This window comes from Arthrobacter sp. FW306-06-A (assembly GCF_021870055.1).
Lineage (GTDB): Bacteria > Actinomycetota > Actinomycetes > Actinomycetales > Micrococcaceae > Arthrobacter.
In genome coordinates this window covers 4236837-4250502 of record NZ_CP084552.1, presented here as the reverse complement: position 1 = coordinate 4250502, position 13666 = coordinate 4236837, and the positions used below count along the sequence as shown (strand labels likewise).

Here is a 13666-nt window from a genome sequence, read left to right as displayed (position 1 = left end):
GTTGGTCACAAACGGTATACCGTTGCTACTGCTTAAGCAACAGCAAGGGGAATGTGAATACAGCGAAGGAGATGGAGGAGTGTCTGCGGGGCGCTGAAAGCGCGTCAAACCGACGCACTGTTCACAGGGGGCTAGAACGGTATGCAGTGCGTTAGAATTGCGGCTAAAGGTATGGCGCCGCGCGCCCTGCCGCTTGTTCCGTGAAGACCGGAGGCCGCCCGTGGCGTCGCAACCAGAAACAAGCCCCTACCTGATGATCAGGAACGCCATCATCTCGCAGGAGCTGCCTCCCCGTGCCCAGCTTGTTGAAAGTGGCCTGGCCAAGAAGTACAACGTCTCCCGCACTCCCATCCGGGAAGCGCTCCGGCGCCTCGAAACCGAGGGGCTCGTGGAGCGCAGCGGCTCACGCATGCAGGTGCGGGAGTACCGCCCGGAGGAAATGCTGGACCTGTACGAAGTCCGGACCTTCCTGGAGGAGGCGGCCGCAAAAACCGCGGCCCTCCGGCACACGGACATGGACCTGATGCTCATAGACCGCGCGCACCAGGCCATGGTCACCTTGGACTTTGACGCTGCCACTCCGGCCGAACTGGCCGCCACCAACCGCACGTTCCATGAGCGCATCTGGGCTGCGAGCCACAGTGCGGCTCTCCTTGATCTGCTGGACCGGATCCTGGTGCACTTCATCCGGTACCCCGGAACCACGCTGTCCACCAGGGAACGCTGGGAGCGCGTGCTGAAGGAGCACGAGGAACTGCTGGTGGCCATCCGCGCGCGGAACGCCGAGGAGGCCGGCCGCATAGCCAGCGCCCACATGGATGAGGCCAAGAACATCCGCATCCAGATGTACATCGATGCTCAGGAGCTCAACCAACCGCGCCTGGGGTAACCGCCGTTCCTGCGCCCTGCCGCTCCTGCCTTCCGCACCACTGCCGGGATAAGAGCTATTGCAGACGACGGCATACATATGTATACAATCGTGTACAGCGATGGAGCTGAGGAGACTGATGATGAGCAAAAGCGACGTTTTGGTAGTTGGCGGCGGCAACGCCGGATTTGCGGCAGCACTTGCAGCGGCCGAGCGTGGACGCAAAGTGGTCCTGTTGGAAAAGGCCCAGGAAGCCGCATCGGGCGGCAACAGCTTTTACACCGCCGGTGCCACCCGCATCTCCCATGACGGGCTCCAGGAACTCATCGAATTTGTGGAACCCGACGACCGGCACGCCGCCAGCGAAGTCCCCGCCTACACCACAGCCGAATACCTTGCCGATCTGTCCAAGGTCTCCGAAGGGCGCAACGACCCCGAACTGTCCGCGGTCCTGGTCAGCGAAAGCAACCCGACCCTGCGCTGGCTGCAGGGCATGGGACTCAAATACCGCCTGATGTATGAGCGCCAGGCGTACCGGACCCAGGACGGAGGGTATCTGTTTTGGGGCGGACTGCACGTGGGCAACGTGGGCGGTGGCAAGGGACTCATGGCGGACCACCGGGCTGCCGCGGAGCGCATGGGCGTGGAAGTCATCTATGACTGCGCGGCCACCGGACTTATCCAGGAGGACGGCCGCGTCTGCGGCGTCCGCTACCGCACTTCGTCCCAAGAAGGGGAGTTCCGGGCTGAGTCGGTCATCCTTGCTTCCGGAGGTTTCGAAGCTTCACCGGAACTGCGCCGCCAGCACCTGGGCGAGGGCTGGCAGAACGCGAAAGTCCGCGGCACGCCGGGCAACACGGGGGAGATGATCCTCGCCGCATTGGACGCCGGCGCGGCCAGGGGCGGCGATTGGTCCACCTGCCACAGCGTGGCCTGGGACGCCTGGCACCCGGAAAACGAGAGCAACCTGGAGCTCACCAACCAGCTCACCCGCGGCGGGTACCCGCTGGGCATCGTGGTGAACATCGAGGGCCGGCGGTTCGTGGACGAAGGCGCCGACTACCGCAACTACACCTACGCGAAGTACGGCCGGGACATCCTGGCCCAGCCGGGATCGGCCGCTTTCCAGATCTTCGACTCGGCCTCCCGCCCCATGCTGCGGGCCGAGGAATACGACATGCCGGGCGTTTCGGTGGTTTCCGCGCCGACCCTGGCCGAGCTGGCCCAGAAAGCCGGCATCAGCCCCGAGGGCTTGGAGGAAACGGTGCAGGGCTTCAATGAATCGATCACTGAGAATGCGCCGTTCGACCCCAACGTCAAGGACGGACGCCGCGCAGACACACAGCCGCCCAAGAGCAACTGGGCCCGCAGCATCACCACCGGCCCGTTCTACGCCTTCCCGGTGACCTGCGGCATCACCTTCACATTCGGAGGCCTCAAGACGGACACCTGGGGACGCGTGCTGACCGAAGACGCTGAGCCGCTCGAAGGGCTCTATGCCTGCGGTGAAGCACTGGGTGGACTGTTCAGCGGGAACTACCCCGGCGGCTCCGGGCTTGCGGCAGGCGCCGTCTTCGGCCGCCGCGCCGGCTCCATCGCCTAGGCAACCCAGCAGTCCCCACAAGCAACGGAAAAGAGGAAAAGTGGCCAGTCCCATCCACCAGCGGCTCCGCGAGGATGTTCTCGCCAGTGTCTTCGCGCCTGACGAGCCGCTCACGGAGGCCAAGCTCACCGAGCGGTACGGGGCATCCCGGACGCCCGTGCGGGAAGCGCTCCAGCGGCTGGAACAGGATGGGCTCGTCGAACGTCGCGGCAAGGCAGTGGTGGTCCGCACGCATTCGGCTGAGGAGATCATCGATATCTACGAGTCGAGGATCATTCTGGAGCAGGCCGCCGCCGCCAAGGCCGCCGTCAAGGCAACAGCCCTGGACCGTCAACTGCTCACGGGGCTGCTGACGCAGATGCAGCAGCTGGATGCCGGCGACGGCCGGGCCCTCGCGGAAACCAACCGCGCCTTCCACGCCCAGCTGTGGCACGCCACCCACAGCCCGTCGCTCATCAGCCTGCTGGAGCGCTTGGACCAGCAGGTGCGCCGGTACACCCTCACTACACTGACCTATCCCGGAAGGTGGCCGGTGGTGCTGGCAGACTACGCCGACCTGCTGGCCGCCATCGGGGACGGCGACCCCGGACGCGCGGGGGAGATCGCGGCCCGCCACATGTCGGACGCTTTGGCCATCAGGTTGAAGATGTACGCCGAGGATCCCAGGACGCTCTAGGCCGCACCCGCGGCCTGGCAGTGTCCCCTACAAGACCCGCCGGCCGATGTTCCTGCATACTCCATCGCAACAGGAAACCCGAAAGTCGGGCGCAGGACGTCAGCCGGCGCAAGAGGTGGGGCAGGCTCCAATGAGCCTGCCCCACCTTGCTTTTCAGCTGCCTGCTGCACGTGGCCACCCTGCTGGAACGTACGACGGCGGCGGCCAGGCGAGTGCCGCCGTCGAACCCTCCAGGGGTGCTTCCCTTTGGAAGCGTCCGGCTGTGGGCTCTGGCGGGGCAAAGCCGGGCGGATTAAGCTCTCCCGCATCAACCCGCGCATTGTGAAGGGACCAATGATGAAACTGAGCCACATTCCCCTCCGCCTGGCCACCGGAGCGTTCATCTTCAACGCCGGCTACAGCAAGCGGAACCTGGACAAGGACAGCGCCGCCCGACTGCAGGGCATGGGCGCCAAGGTGTATCCGCAGCTGAACCGGATGGAGCCGGAAAACTTTGGGAAGCTGCTCAGCTATGCCGAGATGACCCTGGGCGCAACACTCCTGGCACCGTTCGTGCCGAGCCGGCTGGCGGGGCTGGGCCTTGGCCTCTTCTCCGGCTCCCTCCTCACCATGTACCGACGAATCCCGGAGATGACCCTGGAGGACGGGATCCGGCCAAGCCAGCAAGGCACTGCGCTGGCAAAGGATGTGTGGATGTTCGGAATTGCCCTGGCGCTGATCCTGGACCGGAAAGGTTCTCCGACGCGAGGTGGCAGCCGGCCCCTGGCTCGCATGGCCTCCTAGGCCAGCCGCGTGACCTGAAGGCTATTGATCGTGGCTGTACCGCCCACGGCGAAGACCGCGAGGTCGGTGCTGCCCTCGGCCGGGAAAATCAGCTCGGTCATGGTGACCTGGCCGCCTTGGGCGAAGACTTCAACGGAGCAGCGGTCAACGACGATGCTGAGGTCGTAGGAACCGGACGTTGTCCGTACGGGCGCGGTGTCGAGGGAGGGGAAGGATTCGTGGAAATCAGTCTGTCCGGACTCCCGCCGGTCGACGAACAGTTGGCCTTCGTCCGGGCGGATGCCCACGCGGGTCCCTTTGGCACCGTCGCCACGCAGGACAAGTCCGAATTCCTTCGCGCTTCCGGGAGCAAGGCTGACATCAATGCGCTGAACCGTGCCTGCCGCACCCTGCAGCATCCTCACGCCGTCGTCAATCGTGGTGTCCGCAAGTGAGAACGGCTCCAGGGCGGCCAACGCCGTCCAGTCGCCTGCTGGTTGCTGGACCAGTGCCAGATCTCCGTCGATGGATTGGAGGGAGACTTCGCGGGCGAGGCTCATGGGGCTGCGCCAGGGTGTGGTGGGGATGTGGTTGGCGTATTCCCAGTTGTTCATCCACCCGATCATGAGGCGGCGGTTGTCCGGGGCGTCGTTGAAGGAGACAGCTGCGTAGTAGTCCCGGCCCCAGTCCAGCCATTGGTAGTCGCCCCGTAGGTCACCCCCGTTGAGGCCTGAGGTCACCGTACTCGTGGAAATGAAGGAGGTTCCGTCGAAGTCGCCAACGAAGTATTGGCCGGCCGAGCCGCGGTTAGGGCCGCCAGGGTTGAGGTTGACGGTCAGCACCCATTTGAGGTTTTCCGGGTCGCCATCAACTGGCAGCGGGAAAAGATCCGGGCATTCCCAGATACCCCCGGTGGCGTTCGCGGGACCGAAGGTACTCAGGGGTTCCCAGTTTTTCAGGTCTTCGGACTTGTAGAAGACCACCTTGAAGTCTTGGGCTTCGACGGCGACCATCACCCAGTAACTGCCCTCGCCGCCGTCGTACCGTATGACTTTTGGGTCGCGAAAGTTGGCTGACCGGCGGTCCAGTACAGGGTTGTCGGCGTGCTTTGTCCAGGTGTAGCCCCCGTCGAGGCTGTAGGCCAAGGACTGGGCCTGGATTCCCTCGTGCTGGGAGCCTGGTTTGTAGGCGCTGGTGTAGATGGCTACGAGCGGGGCAACAGAACCGGCGCCGAAGCCGCTGGTGTTGTCCCGGTCATAGACCATGCTGCCGGAGAAGATCTCTTCGTTTTCGTCGCAGGGAATGGCGACAGGGTGTTCTGTCCAGGTCAACAGGTCTGTGGACGTGGCGTGTCCCCAGGACATGTTTCCCCAGACGTTGCCCAGCGGGTTGTTCTGGTAATAGAGGTGGTAGGCGCCCTCATGGAAAATCAGGCCGTTGGGGTCATTGAGCCAAGTATTTCGTGCTGCGTAATGCAGGGCAGGCCTGTAAACGTCGGCGGTGGCTGCTGCATTGTTCGTAGTGAGGGTTTCCATGGGTTCCTTTTGGAAGTCTGGGTTATTTGCTGGCGCCGGCCGTCAGGCCTTCTCGCAGGGTTCGTTGGCCGAAGATGAAGACGACCAGTGCCGGCAGCATGGACAGGATCACGCCGGCGAGGACCACGGAGATGCTGCCGGTTCCGAGGTTGCCTTGGAGCGTGACCAGGCCGAGGGGAAGGGTGAAGTTCTGTTCGCTGATGGTGAGGATCAGTGGCCGGAAGAACTCGTTCCAGTGGAAGTTGAAGGCAAGGATCCCGACGATGGCCATGCCGGGGACCGCCAGGGGAACGTAGACCGAACGGAAAATCCGCCACGGCCCGGCTCCATCCAGGGCGGCTGCTTCGGCGAAGTCGTTTGGCAGGCCAAGGAAGTACTGGCGCATCAGGAAGGTTCCGAATGCTGTGGGAATGGCAGGCAGGATCAGGGCCAGCAGGGTGTCGGACAGACCCATTCCCCGGATCAGCATGAACACCGGGACGATGGTGACCTGCACCGGGACCATCATGGTGGCCAGCACCAGTGAGAAGATGGCGTTTTTGCCGCGGAAGTCCAGGCGGGCGAAGGCATAGCCGGCCAGGGTCGCCGACGCCATCTGCCCAAGTGCAATCAACCCGGTCACCAGGGCGCTGTTCAGGACCAGGAGGCCGACATTGATCTGCTTGAACACTTCCTGGTAGGCGGTGAAGTCAGGGTTGATGGGAAGGAAGGACGGCGGCAGGTTGAAGGATTCCGACGGCGTCCGCAGCGAGGTGGACAAGGTCCACAGGACAGGGCCGAGGGTCAGCGCCGCTGCCACGGCCAACGCCGCGTATCTGCCGACGGTGCCCGCTGCGGGCAGGCGGCGGCTGCGGGAGGGCTTAGGGGTGATCGGCGTTTCGGTGATGGAACCGGAATGCTTGCCGGTCCCGGTCTGCAAAGTCTGGCTGGACATGGGGGACCTCACTGGTAGAAGACGAAGCGGCGGCTAAGGCGGAATTGCAGGGCTGTGACGGCAAGGATCAGCACGGTGAGTACCAGGCCGATGGCAGAGGCTTTGCCGAACTCCAGTTGCTGGAAGGCGGATTCAAAGATGACCATGACGGCGGTACGGGTGGAATCGCCGGGACCGCCGTTGGTCAGGACATACGGCTGGTCGAAGACCTGCAGGGCACTGATGATGGCCATGACAGAGGCCACGAGCACAGTGGGGCTGATCAATGGAAGAGTCACATTGCTGAACTGTTTCCAGCCCGTGGCGCCATCCAGGTTCGCTGCTTCGTGCAGTTCTTTCGGGATGTTGGTGAGGGCGCCGAGGAAGAGCAGGAAGGAGAACCCGAAGTTCTGCCACACATAGACCAGGACCACGACGGCGGCAGACGCCGCGGGACTTGTCAGCCACGGCACAGCGGGAATCCCGACGAGCGACAGGAGCCAGTTCACCACGCCGAACTGTTCGTTGAACATGTACCGCATGAAGATGGACACCGATGCGGCGGACAGGACCAGGGGGAAGAAGAAGGTGGAACGGAGGAACACCCTCAGCCAGGACGGCATCCTGGCCTGCAGCATGGAGGCCAGGCCAAGGGCGATGCCCAGTTGAAGGATTACCGCGACTATGACAAACCCGATGGTGTTCAGGAAGGACACGCGCACGGTGGGGTCCTGTGCCAGTGAGGCGAAGTTGGCGAAACCGACGAACTGTGGCGCGGAGATGATGTCCCAGCGGAAGAAGGCCAGGACCAGCGAAGCGATGATCGGCAGGAACGTGAAAAGGGCCATCCCGAGCACTGTGGGAGCAAGGAAGATCCTCGCCAGCCAACGCTCGACAAAGGAGCGGCGCGCGGCCGGTGGTTTCACGGTTTGCCGTGGGGCGGTGGAAGTGGTGGTCATGAGTTCCTCCTCAGAGCCAGTTCAAGGTCGCGCTGCAGGTTGCCCATCGCTGCCCGGACATCGGCGGAGCTGCCGCTGACCGCGGTGGAGACGTTCTTCATCAGGGCAGTCTCGACGGCCGCCTGCTGCGGCGGCGCGGGGATCGGGCCGGAGGTGGGGAACCTGTCCAGGGTGTCGTAGAAGACTTTCCAGTGACGGGGGCCAGTGGCAGCGTAGAAGGACTCGTTGACCATTGAGCGGCGGGTGGGCGTGGTGTTCGGTTTCGGAATCGCCAGCTGCATCGCTTCGCGGCTGGAGCAGAACTTCACCCATTCCCACGCCGCGTCCTTGTCTTTGGCTGTGCGCATGATTGCGTAGCCGGCAGCGCCGAACTGATGGCGCTGGGTCCGCCAGCGGGGGAAGAACTGTACGTCGAATTGACCGGCGGTCATCCCGGCCTCATGCAGGCCCTGCGCCCAGTAGCCACCGGCCGGCGTGGTGCCGATGCGGTTGTTGCCGAACAGGCCCACCAGGGCGTTGCCGCCCCCGGATTCGGGACGCACGCCGAGTCCCTCGGCGACGAGTTCGCGCAGGTAGTCGAAGGTCTCGACAACCCGCCCGTCCTCGGCGTTGGGAGCCAGCCACTGATACCCGCCGCCGCGGGTACCCCTGGCAGGGTCGTTGGGGTAAAAGCGGTCCCAAAGCCAGTCCCCGCCGGGAGCCTTCGTTTCGGACAGGAAGCTGGTGTCATTGGCGTAAAGCCATGGCACAACCCCGCCAAAAAGCCGGTTGGTCCAGTAGTACGGGGTGAAATCAACGGGGCGGGCCTTGCGCAGGGCCCGCAGGGTGGCGGTGAAGTCGTCCTTGGTCCAATCGTCCTTTGGCCGCTCAAGGCCGGCCTGGGCGAAGGTGGTGGTATTCAGGTACATGTTCGCCGCGTTCCAGTCCAATGGAAGCTGGTACAGGCTTCCCTGGTACATGAAGGCTTCCAAGAGGCTGGGATGAACGTCGTCGAAATAATCGCTCATCGCCGTGGCGTCCCGGCGGACATAACTGTCCAAAGGCTCGGCGAGCTTGTCGGCGAAAAGTTGGGCACCTTCGGTGGCGACATAGACGACATCCGGCGGTGTTCCCGCAGCAACCATGGTCAGGATCTTGGAAAAGAAGTCCTTCCAGTCCGCACCCTGGATGGCCTGCAGCTGCACTGGAATGTCCGGATGCGCGGCGGTAAAGGCCTGGATCAGGCCCTGGCGTCCCGCGGCATCCGCGGCCGTTCCAAGGATGGCGATGTTCAGGGCCTTGCTGCCCCGGCCCGGGATGTCTGCGCCGGTCAGCCGGGGCCACGCCCCCACGGTGGCTCCCGCCAGGGCGAGTCCGCTCAAGCCCAGCATGGAACGGCGGGTGAGTTGTGAAAGCTTGCTGCCGGACTGCAGCGAATGCGAAGGGGCTTGTTGCCCCGGTGTCTTTTCAGACGTCATTGTCGGCTCCTCCTAACACGTGTTAAGTAGGTTAGGAGTGGTACCTAACACGTGTCAAGAACTTTTTCGTCCGTTACTTTGTAAGGGTCGCGCGCGGGGATCCCCGGGGAACGGCTTTACCCGTAGGCAGGGGAAAACAAGCTCAATGCCGCCGGGGCGGCCGGATAGGGGAACCCGCCCAGAATTCTGAAGAGTGTCAGCTGAAGCGGGGGAGTGGGGGGTCCTGCCCTATCAGGAAGCAGGGGGAGCGCCAGTAGATGCCCGGGTGATGATCCGGCAAGGCACCAGGATCGTTTCGCCCTCATGAGTCTCTGCCGCGGGCGCTTTTCCTTCGACCTCATCCAAGAGCATCGACATGGCCGTTGCTCCGATTTCGGCGTGCGGAAGTGCCACGGTGGTGAGGGCGGGAACAAGGTTGGCGGCCACATGCTGCTGATCGTCGTATCCAACAACGGACAGATCCTGGGGAACACGCAGCCCTGCGGCTGCCGCATACAACAACACGCCGGTGGCTACCCTGTCGTTGGAGCAGATGATCGCCGTCGGCCGGTCTCCGCCGCCCAGCACAGCGGACGCAGCCCGGTAGCCGTCATCGATGTCCCAGCCGGTCAGGTGGACGCGTTGTTGTTCGCGGCCTAGTCCGGCTTCTTCCATCGCTTCGCGGTAACCCTGTTCGCGCTGCGGGGCGGCAGGTGAGCTGAGGGTCCCCGTTAGCAGGGTGATGCGGCGGTGGCCCAGGTCGATCAACAGCTGTGCGGCTGCACGTCCACCGTCGACCTCTGCAGGGATGACCGAGCGGAACGGGGAGGCGGCGTCAGTGCAGTTGGCAAGTATCGCCGGCAAGGTACGCATCGTTGCCGGGGTGGTCACTTCGCGCAGGCTGCCTGTCGCATACATGATGCCGTCCACCTGCCGGTGCGCGAGTTGCTGTGCCGCGGTGCTTTCGCGGGACACGTCGTGCTCCGAATCGATAACAAGGACCATGTATCCCCGGGCAAGGGCCGTGCGGGAGGCGCCACTGATCAACCGGCCTGCGAAGGGGCTGGTGACGATGTCATCCGTGATAACCCCGATAGTAGAAGTTTGTTGGTTGCGCAGACTTACGGCAACTGAATTGGGTGTGTAATCCAGTTCCGCCGCAGCGCGAAGGACGCGCTCTTGTCGTTCCGCCGTGACGTTGCCCTGGGCCCTGCCATTGAGCACAAGCGATACAGCGCTGCGGGACACTCCTGCCCGCTTTGCCACATCCAGTGCGGTCGCCTTACGTTTGGCCATGCTCATTCCCCTTGCCTCTCGGACCAGCTTAGCTAACTCGTGTGAGGGACTCTTGTCGGGATGCGGCGCTTCGGAACCAGAAGAGCGGCCAATCGACTCACAGCACGGGCACAGCAATAACCAGTGCGTGGCATATCTGCGCGGGGTCTCCTTGGATCATGAACAGTTCACGCACACCCCGCCAGTCCGACTCTGACCAGCCGCATCCCGATCACGACCGGGGCCTGGAGTTCGACTTGAACACCCTGGTGAGCCGCAGGTCCCTGGGACTGTTCCTGGGGGCAGGCGGTGCGGCCGCCGCGCTCGCCGCCTGTACCCCGGCCGGAAACACGAGTGCCACCTCGTCGGCCACCTCCACGGCTACCGCCGCTGCGTCGTCCTCCGCTGCTGGCTCTGCCACGGACGCCGCCACCGCCACGCCAACCCTGACGCGCGCCATCGCCGAGTGCGGCGTGGAAATCCCCCAGGAAACCGCAGGCCCCTACCCCGGAGACGGCTCCAACGGACCGAACGTCCTGGAAGCGTCCGGAGTGGTGCGCCGGGACATCACTTCGAGCTTCGGAACCGCGTCCGCCAAGGCCGAGGGCATACCCTTGACGTTCACGCTGACCCTCCTGGACAACGCCAACGGCTGCACCCCGATGGCCGGTGCCGCGGTGTACGCGTGGCACTGCGACCGGGACGGGAAATACTCGATGTATGACTCCAGCCTGAAAAGCGAAAACTACCTCCGCGGTGTGCAGGAAGCCGATGCCAACGGGCAGGTCACGTTCACGTCCATCTTCCCCGGCGCCTACTCCGGGCGCTGGCCGCACATCCACTTCGAGGTGTTCGAGGCGATGAACAATGCAACGGCTGCCGGGCAGGTACTGGCCGTCTCCCAAATTGCCCTGCCGCAGGCAGCCTGCGATGACGTGTATTCCACCCCCGGGTACGAGCGCAGCATCACGAACGTGACCCGCACAACGCTGAAGTCGGACAACGTGTTCAGCGACGACGGCGGCATCTACCAGTTGGCAACGATGACCGGTTCAGCCGCGACCGGTTATACAGCCGGGCTCAACGTGACCGTCTGATGCCGCGCTTTGCCTAGCCGAGGTGCACGGCGTTCCAATCCAGGAGCCGTGGCTCGGCCAGCCCTTCCGTCACGAAAGGGTCTCCGGCGACGAAACGTTCGGCTTCCTGACGCGACGTGAAAATTCCCATCGAGCTGGCAGCCGGATCCGGAGTTCCGAATGCGCCGAGAGCCACCAGGCCGCCGCCGTCGGCATGGAACGCCTCGTAGTAGGCCTTGTGGCGTGGGAAGGTCTCCATGATCCGGGAGCGGTCGATGCCCTCCCGCACTGTGTACAGCACCACACATTCCATGCGGCAGAACTTACCACCTGGGCTCATGCAAGAATGACCGCATGACCCATCCAACTGAGCCGTCCGCCGTGGAATCAGAAGCGCAGCCAACCTCCGACCCCGCCTTCGAAGCCGCTTACCAGGCTGCCCAAAAGAGCCTCAAAGAGGGCGGTATTCCGATCGGGGCCGCCCTTGCCCGAGACGGTGTGGTCATCGCGAGCGGGCACAACGAACGCGTCCAGAGCGGCGACCCCATAGCGCACGGGGAGATGTCCGCGCTGCGTGCCGCTGGCCGGCAGAAGAGCTACCGGGACACCACGCTCTACACCACCCTGGCCCCGTGTGCCATGTGCACGGGAACCATCATCCAGTTCAAGATCCCGCGCGTGGTGGTGGGGGAGGCGAGAACGTTCGACGGCGAGTTCGACCTTCTGCGCTCGCGCGGCGTTGAGGTGGTGGTCCTGGATGATCCGCGGTGCGTTGACATGATGCGTAGATTCCAGGAGGACAACCCGGACCTGTGGGCTGAGGACATTGCGGAGGAGCCCGCCGGGTAGGGCTGTTGCTTGCCGGCGCCGTCCCACCGGGCTCCAGGGCATCAGCGGTTCCACTCCAAGGAATCGAATTCATCCACTTGACTGGGCGTTAGAGTGTGCAGCAGGCAATCCGTTCCAACCGCGTAATGCCGGCAGTTCCCATCCCGTTGTCAGGAGAGGTAATCAAGAGATGTCCCACGATCCGTATGCCGCACTTCCCCAGCTTCCTGAATTCTCCTTGTCCAGCCCAGAGATCCAGGACGGGCAGGCGCTCCCTGCGGCCCAAGCGAGCGGGAAGATGGGAGTCGACGGCGGAGAAGACCGGTCTCCGGCACTTGCCTGGGAGGGGTTCCCGCCGGAGACCAAGAGCTTTGCCGTGACTGTCCTGGACCCGGACGCTCCCACCGGCAGCGGGTTCTGGCACTGGGCAGCCTTCAACCTGCCGGCGTCCACTACCTCCCTTCCGTCGGGTGCTGCCGAGGCCGGCCTGCCCGGGCCTGCGGTGCAACTGATGAACGACGCCGGCTTCCGGGGCTTCGTGGGCGCGGCTCCTCCCGAAGGACACGGTCCCCACCACTACCACTTCGTGGTTCACGCAGTGGATGTGGAACAACTCGACATCCCTGCCGATGCAAGCCCCGCCTACCTCGGCTTCCAGCTCTTCAGCCAGGCCATTGGACGGGCCCGGCTCACCGCCACGTTTGAAGTCCAATAACGGAACAGCCGGCCACATTCTGCAGGCGCAGCCGGAGAATGTGGCCGGCCCCGAAGGGCGTCCCGAACACCACGTACGGGTCAGAATCCGACGTTGTCCCTGCCCTTGAGGCCCAGCATCTGGCGGGCTTCATCAGGCGTTGCAATTTCAAAGTTGAGCGCTTCGAGAATGGTGCGGATGCGGGTGACCTGCTCGGCATTTGAGCGAGCCAGCTGGCCCGGGCCGATCCACAGCGAGTCCTCCAGCCCCACCCGGACGTGGGAGCCCATGGCTGCGCCGATCGTGGCAAGCGGCATCTGGTTCTTGCCGGCGCCAAGAATGGACCACTGGTAGTCGTCGCCCAGGAGCCGGTCTGCGGTGCGCCGCATGTGCATCAGGTCCTCGGGATGTGCGCCGATGCCGCCGAGCAGGCCGAAGACGGACTGGACGAACAGCGGTCCCTTGGCCAGGCCACGGGCATGGAAGTGGGCCAGGTTGTTCAAATGGGAGATGTCGTAGCATTCAAATTCGAAGCGGGTCCCGTTGGCATTGCCGATCTCCAGGATGGTCTCGATGTCCTGGAACGTGTTCTTGAAAACCAGGTCGCGGCTTTTGACCAGCCCTTCGCGTTCCCACTCGTGGGTGAAGTCCTTGAACCGGTCCAGCATCGGGTACAGCCCGAAGTTCATGGACCCCATGTTCAGCGAGGCAAGCTCGGGTTTGAACAAGGCCGCCGGCTGCATGCGTTCTTCGACGGTCATGTGCGGCGATCCGCCGGTGGTGATGTTGATGACCGCGTCCGTGTTCCGCTTCAGCTTGTCCAGGATCGGCTCGAAATGCTCGGGATTCTGCGAAGGGCGCCCGTCCCGCGGATCGCGGGCGTGCATGTGCACGATGGCCGCACCCGCTTCAGCGGCGCCAATGGCCGCATCGGCGATTTCCTGGGGCGTGACGGGCAGGTGTTCGGACATGGAGGGGGTGTGGATGGCGCCGGTAACGGCGCTGGTGATGATGACCTTGCGTGTTGCTGCCATGGGACGT

14 protein-coding genes are annotated in these 13666 nt (G+C 64.0%); 7 read left to right on the top strand and 7 right to left on the bottom strand.

Annotated elements, in window-relative coordinates:
• The first annotated feature begins 220 nt into the window (after positions 1-220).
• From LFT49_RS19885 to LFT49_RS19870, 4 genes are all read left to right on the top strand, one after another.
• Entirely contained in the window at positions 221-889 is a 669-nt protein-coding gene (locus LFT49_RS19885; protein WP_237429184.1) for a GntR family transcriptional regulator, read from the top strand.
• 118 nt (positions 890-1007) lie between these two features.
• Positions 1008-2471, top strand: a complete 1464-nt coding sequence (gene tcuA / locus LFT49_RS19880) for an FAD-dependent tricarballylate dehydrogenase TcuA (protein WP_237429183.1) — start codon at positions 1008-1010, stop codon at positions 2469-2471.
• 40 nt (positions 2472-2511) lie between these two features.
• Complete coding sequence (locus tag LFT49_RS19875; RefSeq protein WP_237429182.1) at positions 2512-3147, top strand: GntR family transcriptional regulator; 636 nt, start codon at positions 2512-2514, stop codon at positions 3145-3147.
• 333 nt (positions 3148-3480) lie between these two features.
• Entirely contained in the window at positions 3481-3930 is a 450-nt protein-coding gene (locus tag LFT49_RS19870; protein ID WP_336886856.1) for a hypothetical protein, read from the top strand.
• On the opposite strand, the gene LFT49_RS19865 is transcribed toward LFT49_RS19870, so the two are convergent.
• The 5 genes from LFT49_RS19865 to LFT49_RS19845 form a co-directional block, all read right to left on the bottom strand.
• A complete protein-coding gene (locus tag LFT49_RS19865; RefSeq protein ID WP_237429181.1) occupies positions 3927-5444 on the bottom strand; it encodes a glycoside hydrolase family 32 protein in 1518 nt (505 codons plus the stop codon). The two genes, LFT49_RS19870 and LFT49_RS19865, sit on opposite strands and share 4 nt — an antisense overlap.
• Before the next feature lie 22 nt (positions 5445-5466).
• A complete protein-coding gene (locus LFT49_RS19860) occupies positions 5467-6378 on the bottom strand; it encodes a carbohydrate ABC transporter permease (RefSeq protein ID WP_237429180.1) in 912 nt (303 codons plus the stop codon).
• Positions 6379-6386: 8 nt separating this feature from the next.
• Positions 6387-7316, bottom strand: a complete 930-nt coding sequence (locus LFT49_RS19855; protein ID WP_237429179.1) for a carbohydrate ABC transporter permease — start codon at positions 7314-7316, stop codon at positions 6387-6389.
• Positions 7313-8773: an ABC transporter substrate-binding protein gene (locus LFT49_RS19850; protein WP_237429178.1), complete on the bottom strand. Its 1461-nt coding sequence runs from the start codon at positions 8771-8773 to the stop codon at positions 7313-7315. Before LFT49_RS19850 ends, LFT49_RS19855 begins: the two co-directional genes overlap by 4 nt.
• Before the next feature lie 231 nt (positions 8774-9004).
• Positions 9005-10048: a LacI family DNA-binding transcriptional regulator gene (locus LFT49_RS19845; protein WP_237429177.1), complete on the bottom strand. Its 1044-nt coding sequence runs from the start codon at positions 10046-10048 to the stop codon at positions 9005-9007.
• A gap of 158 nt (positions 10049-10206) precedes the next feature.
• On the opposite strand from LFT49_RS19845, the gene LFT49_RS19840 reads away from it, so the two are divergent.
• On the top strand, positions 10207-11124 hold the full coding sequence (locus LFT49_RS19840) for an intradiol ring-cleavage dioxygenase (RefSeq protein ID WP_237429176.1): 918 nt from the start codon (positions 10207-10209) through the stop codon (positions 11122-11124).
• 13 nt (positions 11125-11137) lie between these two features.
• Here the strand turns inward: LFT49_RS19840 and LFT49_RS19835 are convergent, their stop codons facing one another.
• Positions 11138-11404: a YciI family protein gene (locus LFT49_RS19835; protein WP_237429175.1), complete on the bottom strand. Its 267-nt coding sequence runs from the start codon at positions 11402-11404 to the stop codon at positions 11138-11140.
• Positions 11405-11457: 53 nt separating this feature from the next.
• Here LFT49_RS19835 and LFT49_RS19830 point away from each other — a divergent pair, with 53 nt between their 5' ends.
• Both LFT49_RS19830 and LFT49_RS19825 read left to right on the top strand, forming a co-directional pair.
• On the top strand, positions 11458-11952 hold the full coding sequence (locus LFT49_RS19830; protein WP_237429174.1) for a nucleoside deaminase: 495 nt from the start codon (positions 11458-11460) through the stop codon (positions 11950-11952).
• A 169-nt stretch (positions 11953-12121) separates the two neighbouring features.
• Entirely contained in the window at positions 12122-12646 is a 525-nt protein-coding gene (locus LFT49_RS19825; RefSeq protein ID WP_237429173.1) for a YbhB/YbcL family Raf kinase inhibitor-like protein, read from the top strand.
• Positions 12647-12726: 80 nt separating this feature from the next.
• Here the strand turns inward: LFT49_RS19825 and LFT49_RS19820 are convergent, their stop codons facing one another.
• Entirely contained in the window at positions 12727-13659 is a 933-nt protein-coding gene (locus tag LFT49_RS19820) for a 3-keto-5-aminohexanoate cleavage protein (RefSeq protein ID WP_142132304.1), read from the bottom strand.
• Between the last annotated feature and the right edge of the window lie 7 nt (positions 13660-13666).

Excerpts from the sequence above, each read along its gene's own strand:
- LFT49_RS19865 (WP_237429181.1), bottom strand. The coding sequence starts at position 5,444 with ATGGAAACCCTCACTACGAACAATGCAGCAGCCACCGCCGACGTTTAC.
- LFT49_RS19845 (WP_237429177.1), bottom strand. The coding sequence starts at position 10,048 with ATGGCCAAACGTAAGGCGACCGCACTGGATGTGGCAAAGCGGGCAGGA.
- LFT49_RS19855 (WP_237429179.1), bottom strand. The coding sequence starts at position 7,316 with ATGACCACCACTTCCACCGCCCCACGGCAAACCGTGAAACCACCGGCC.
- LFT49_RS19860 (WP_237429180.1), bottom strand. The coding sequence starts at position 6,378 with ATGTCCAGCCAGACTTTGCAGACCGGGACCGGCAAGCATTCCGGTTCC.
- LFT49_RS19840 (WP_237429176.1), top strand. The coding sequence starts at position 10,207 with ATGAACAGTTCACGCACACCCCGCCAGTCCGACTCTGACCAGCCGCAT.
- LFT49_RS19870 (WP_336886856.1), top strand. The coding sequence starts at position 3,481 with ATGATGAAACTGAGCCACATTCCCCTCCGCCTGGCCACCGGAGCGTTC.
- LFT49_RS19850 (WP_237429178.1), bottom strand. The coding sequence starts at position 8,773 with ATGACGTCTGAAAAGACACCGGGGCAACAAGCCCCTTCGCATTCGCTG.
- LFT49_RS19825 (WP_237429173.1), top strand. The coding sequence starts at position 12,122 with ATGTCCCACGATCCGTATGCCGCACTTCCCCAGCTTCCTGAATTCTCC.
- LFT49_RS19820 (WP_142132304.1), bottom strand. The coding sequence starts at position 13,659 with ATGGCAGCAACACGCAAGGTCATCATCACCAGCGCCGTTACCGGCGCC.
- LFT49_RS19830 (WP_237429174.1), top strand. The coding sequence starts at position 11,458 with ATGACCCATCCAACTGAGCCGTCCGCCGTGGAATCAGAAGCGCAGCCA.
- tcuA (WP_237429183.1), top strand. The coding sequence starts at position 1,008 with ATGATGAGCAAAAGCGACGTTTTGGTAGTTGGCGGCGGCAACGCCGGA.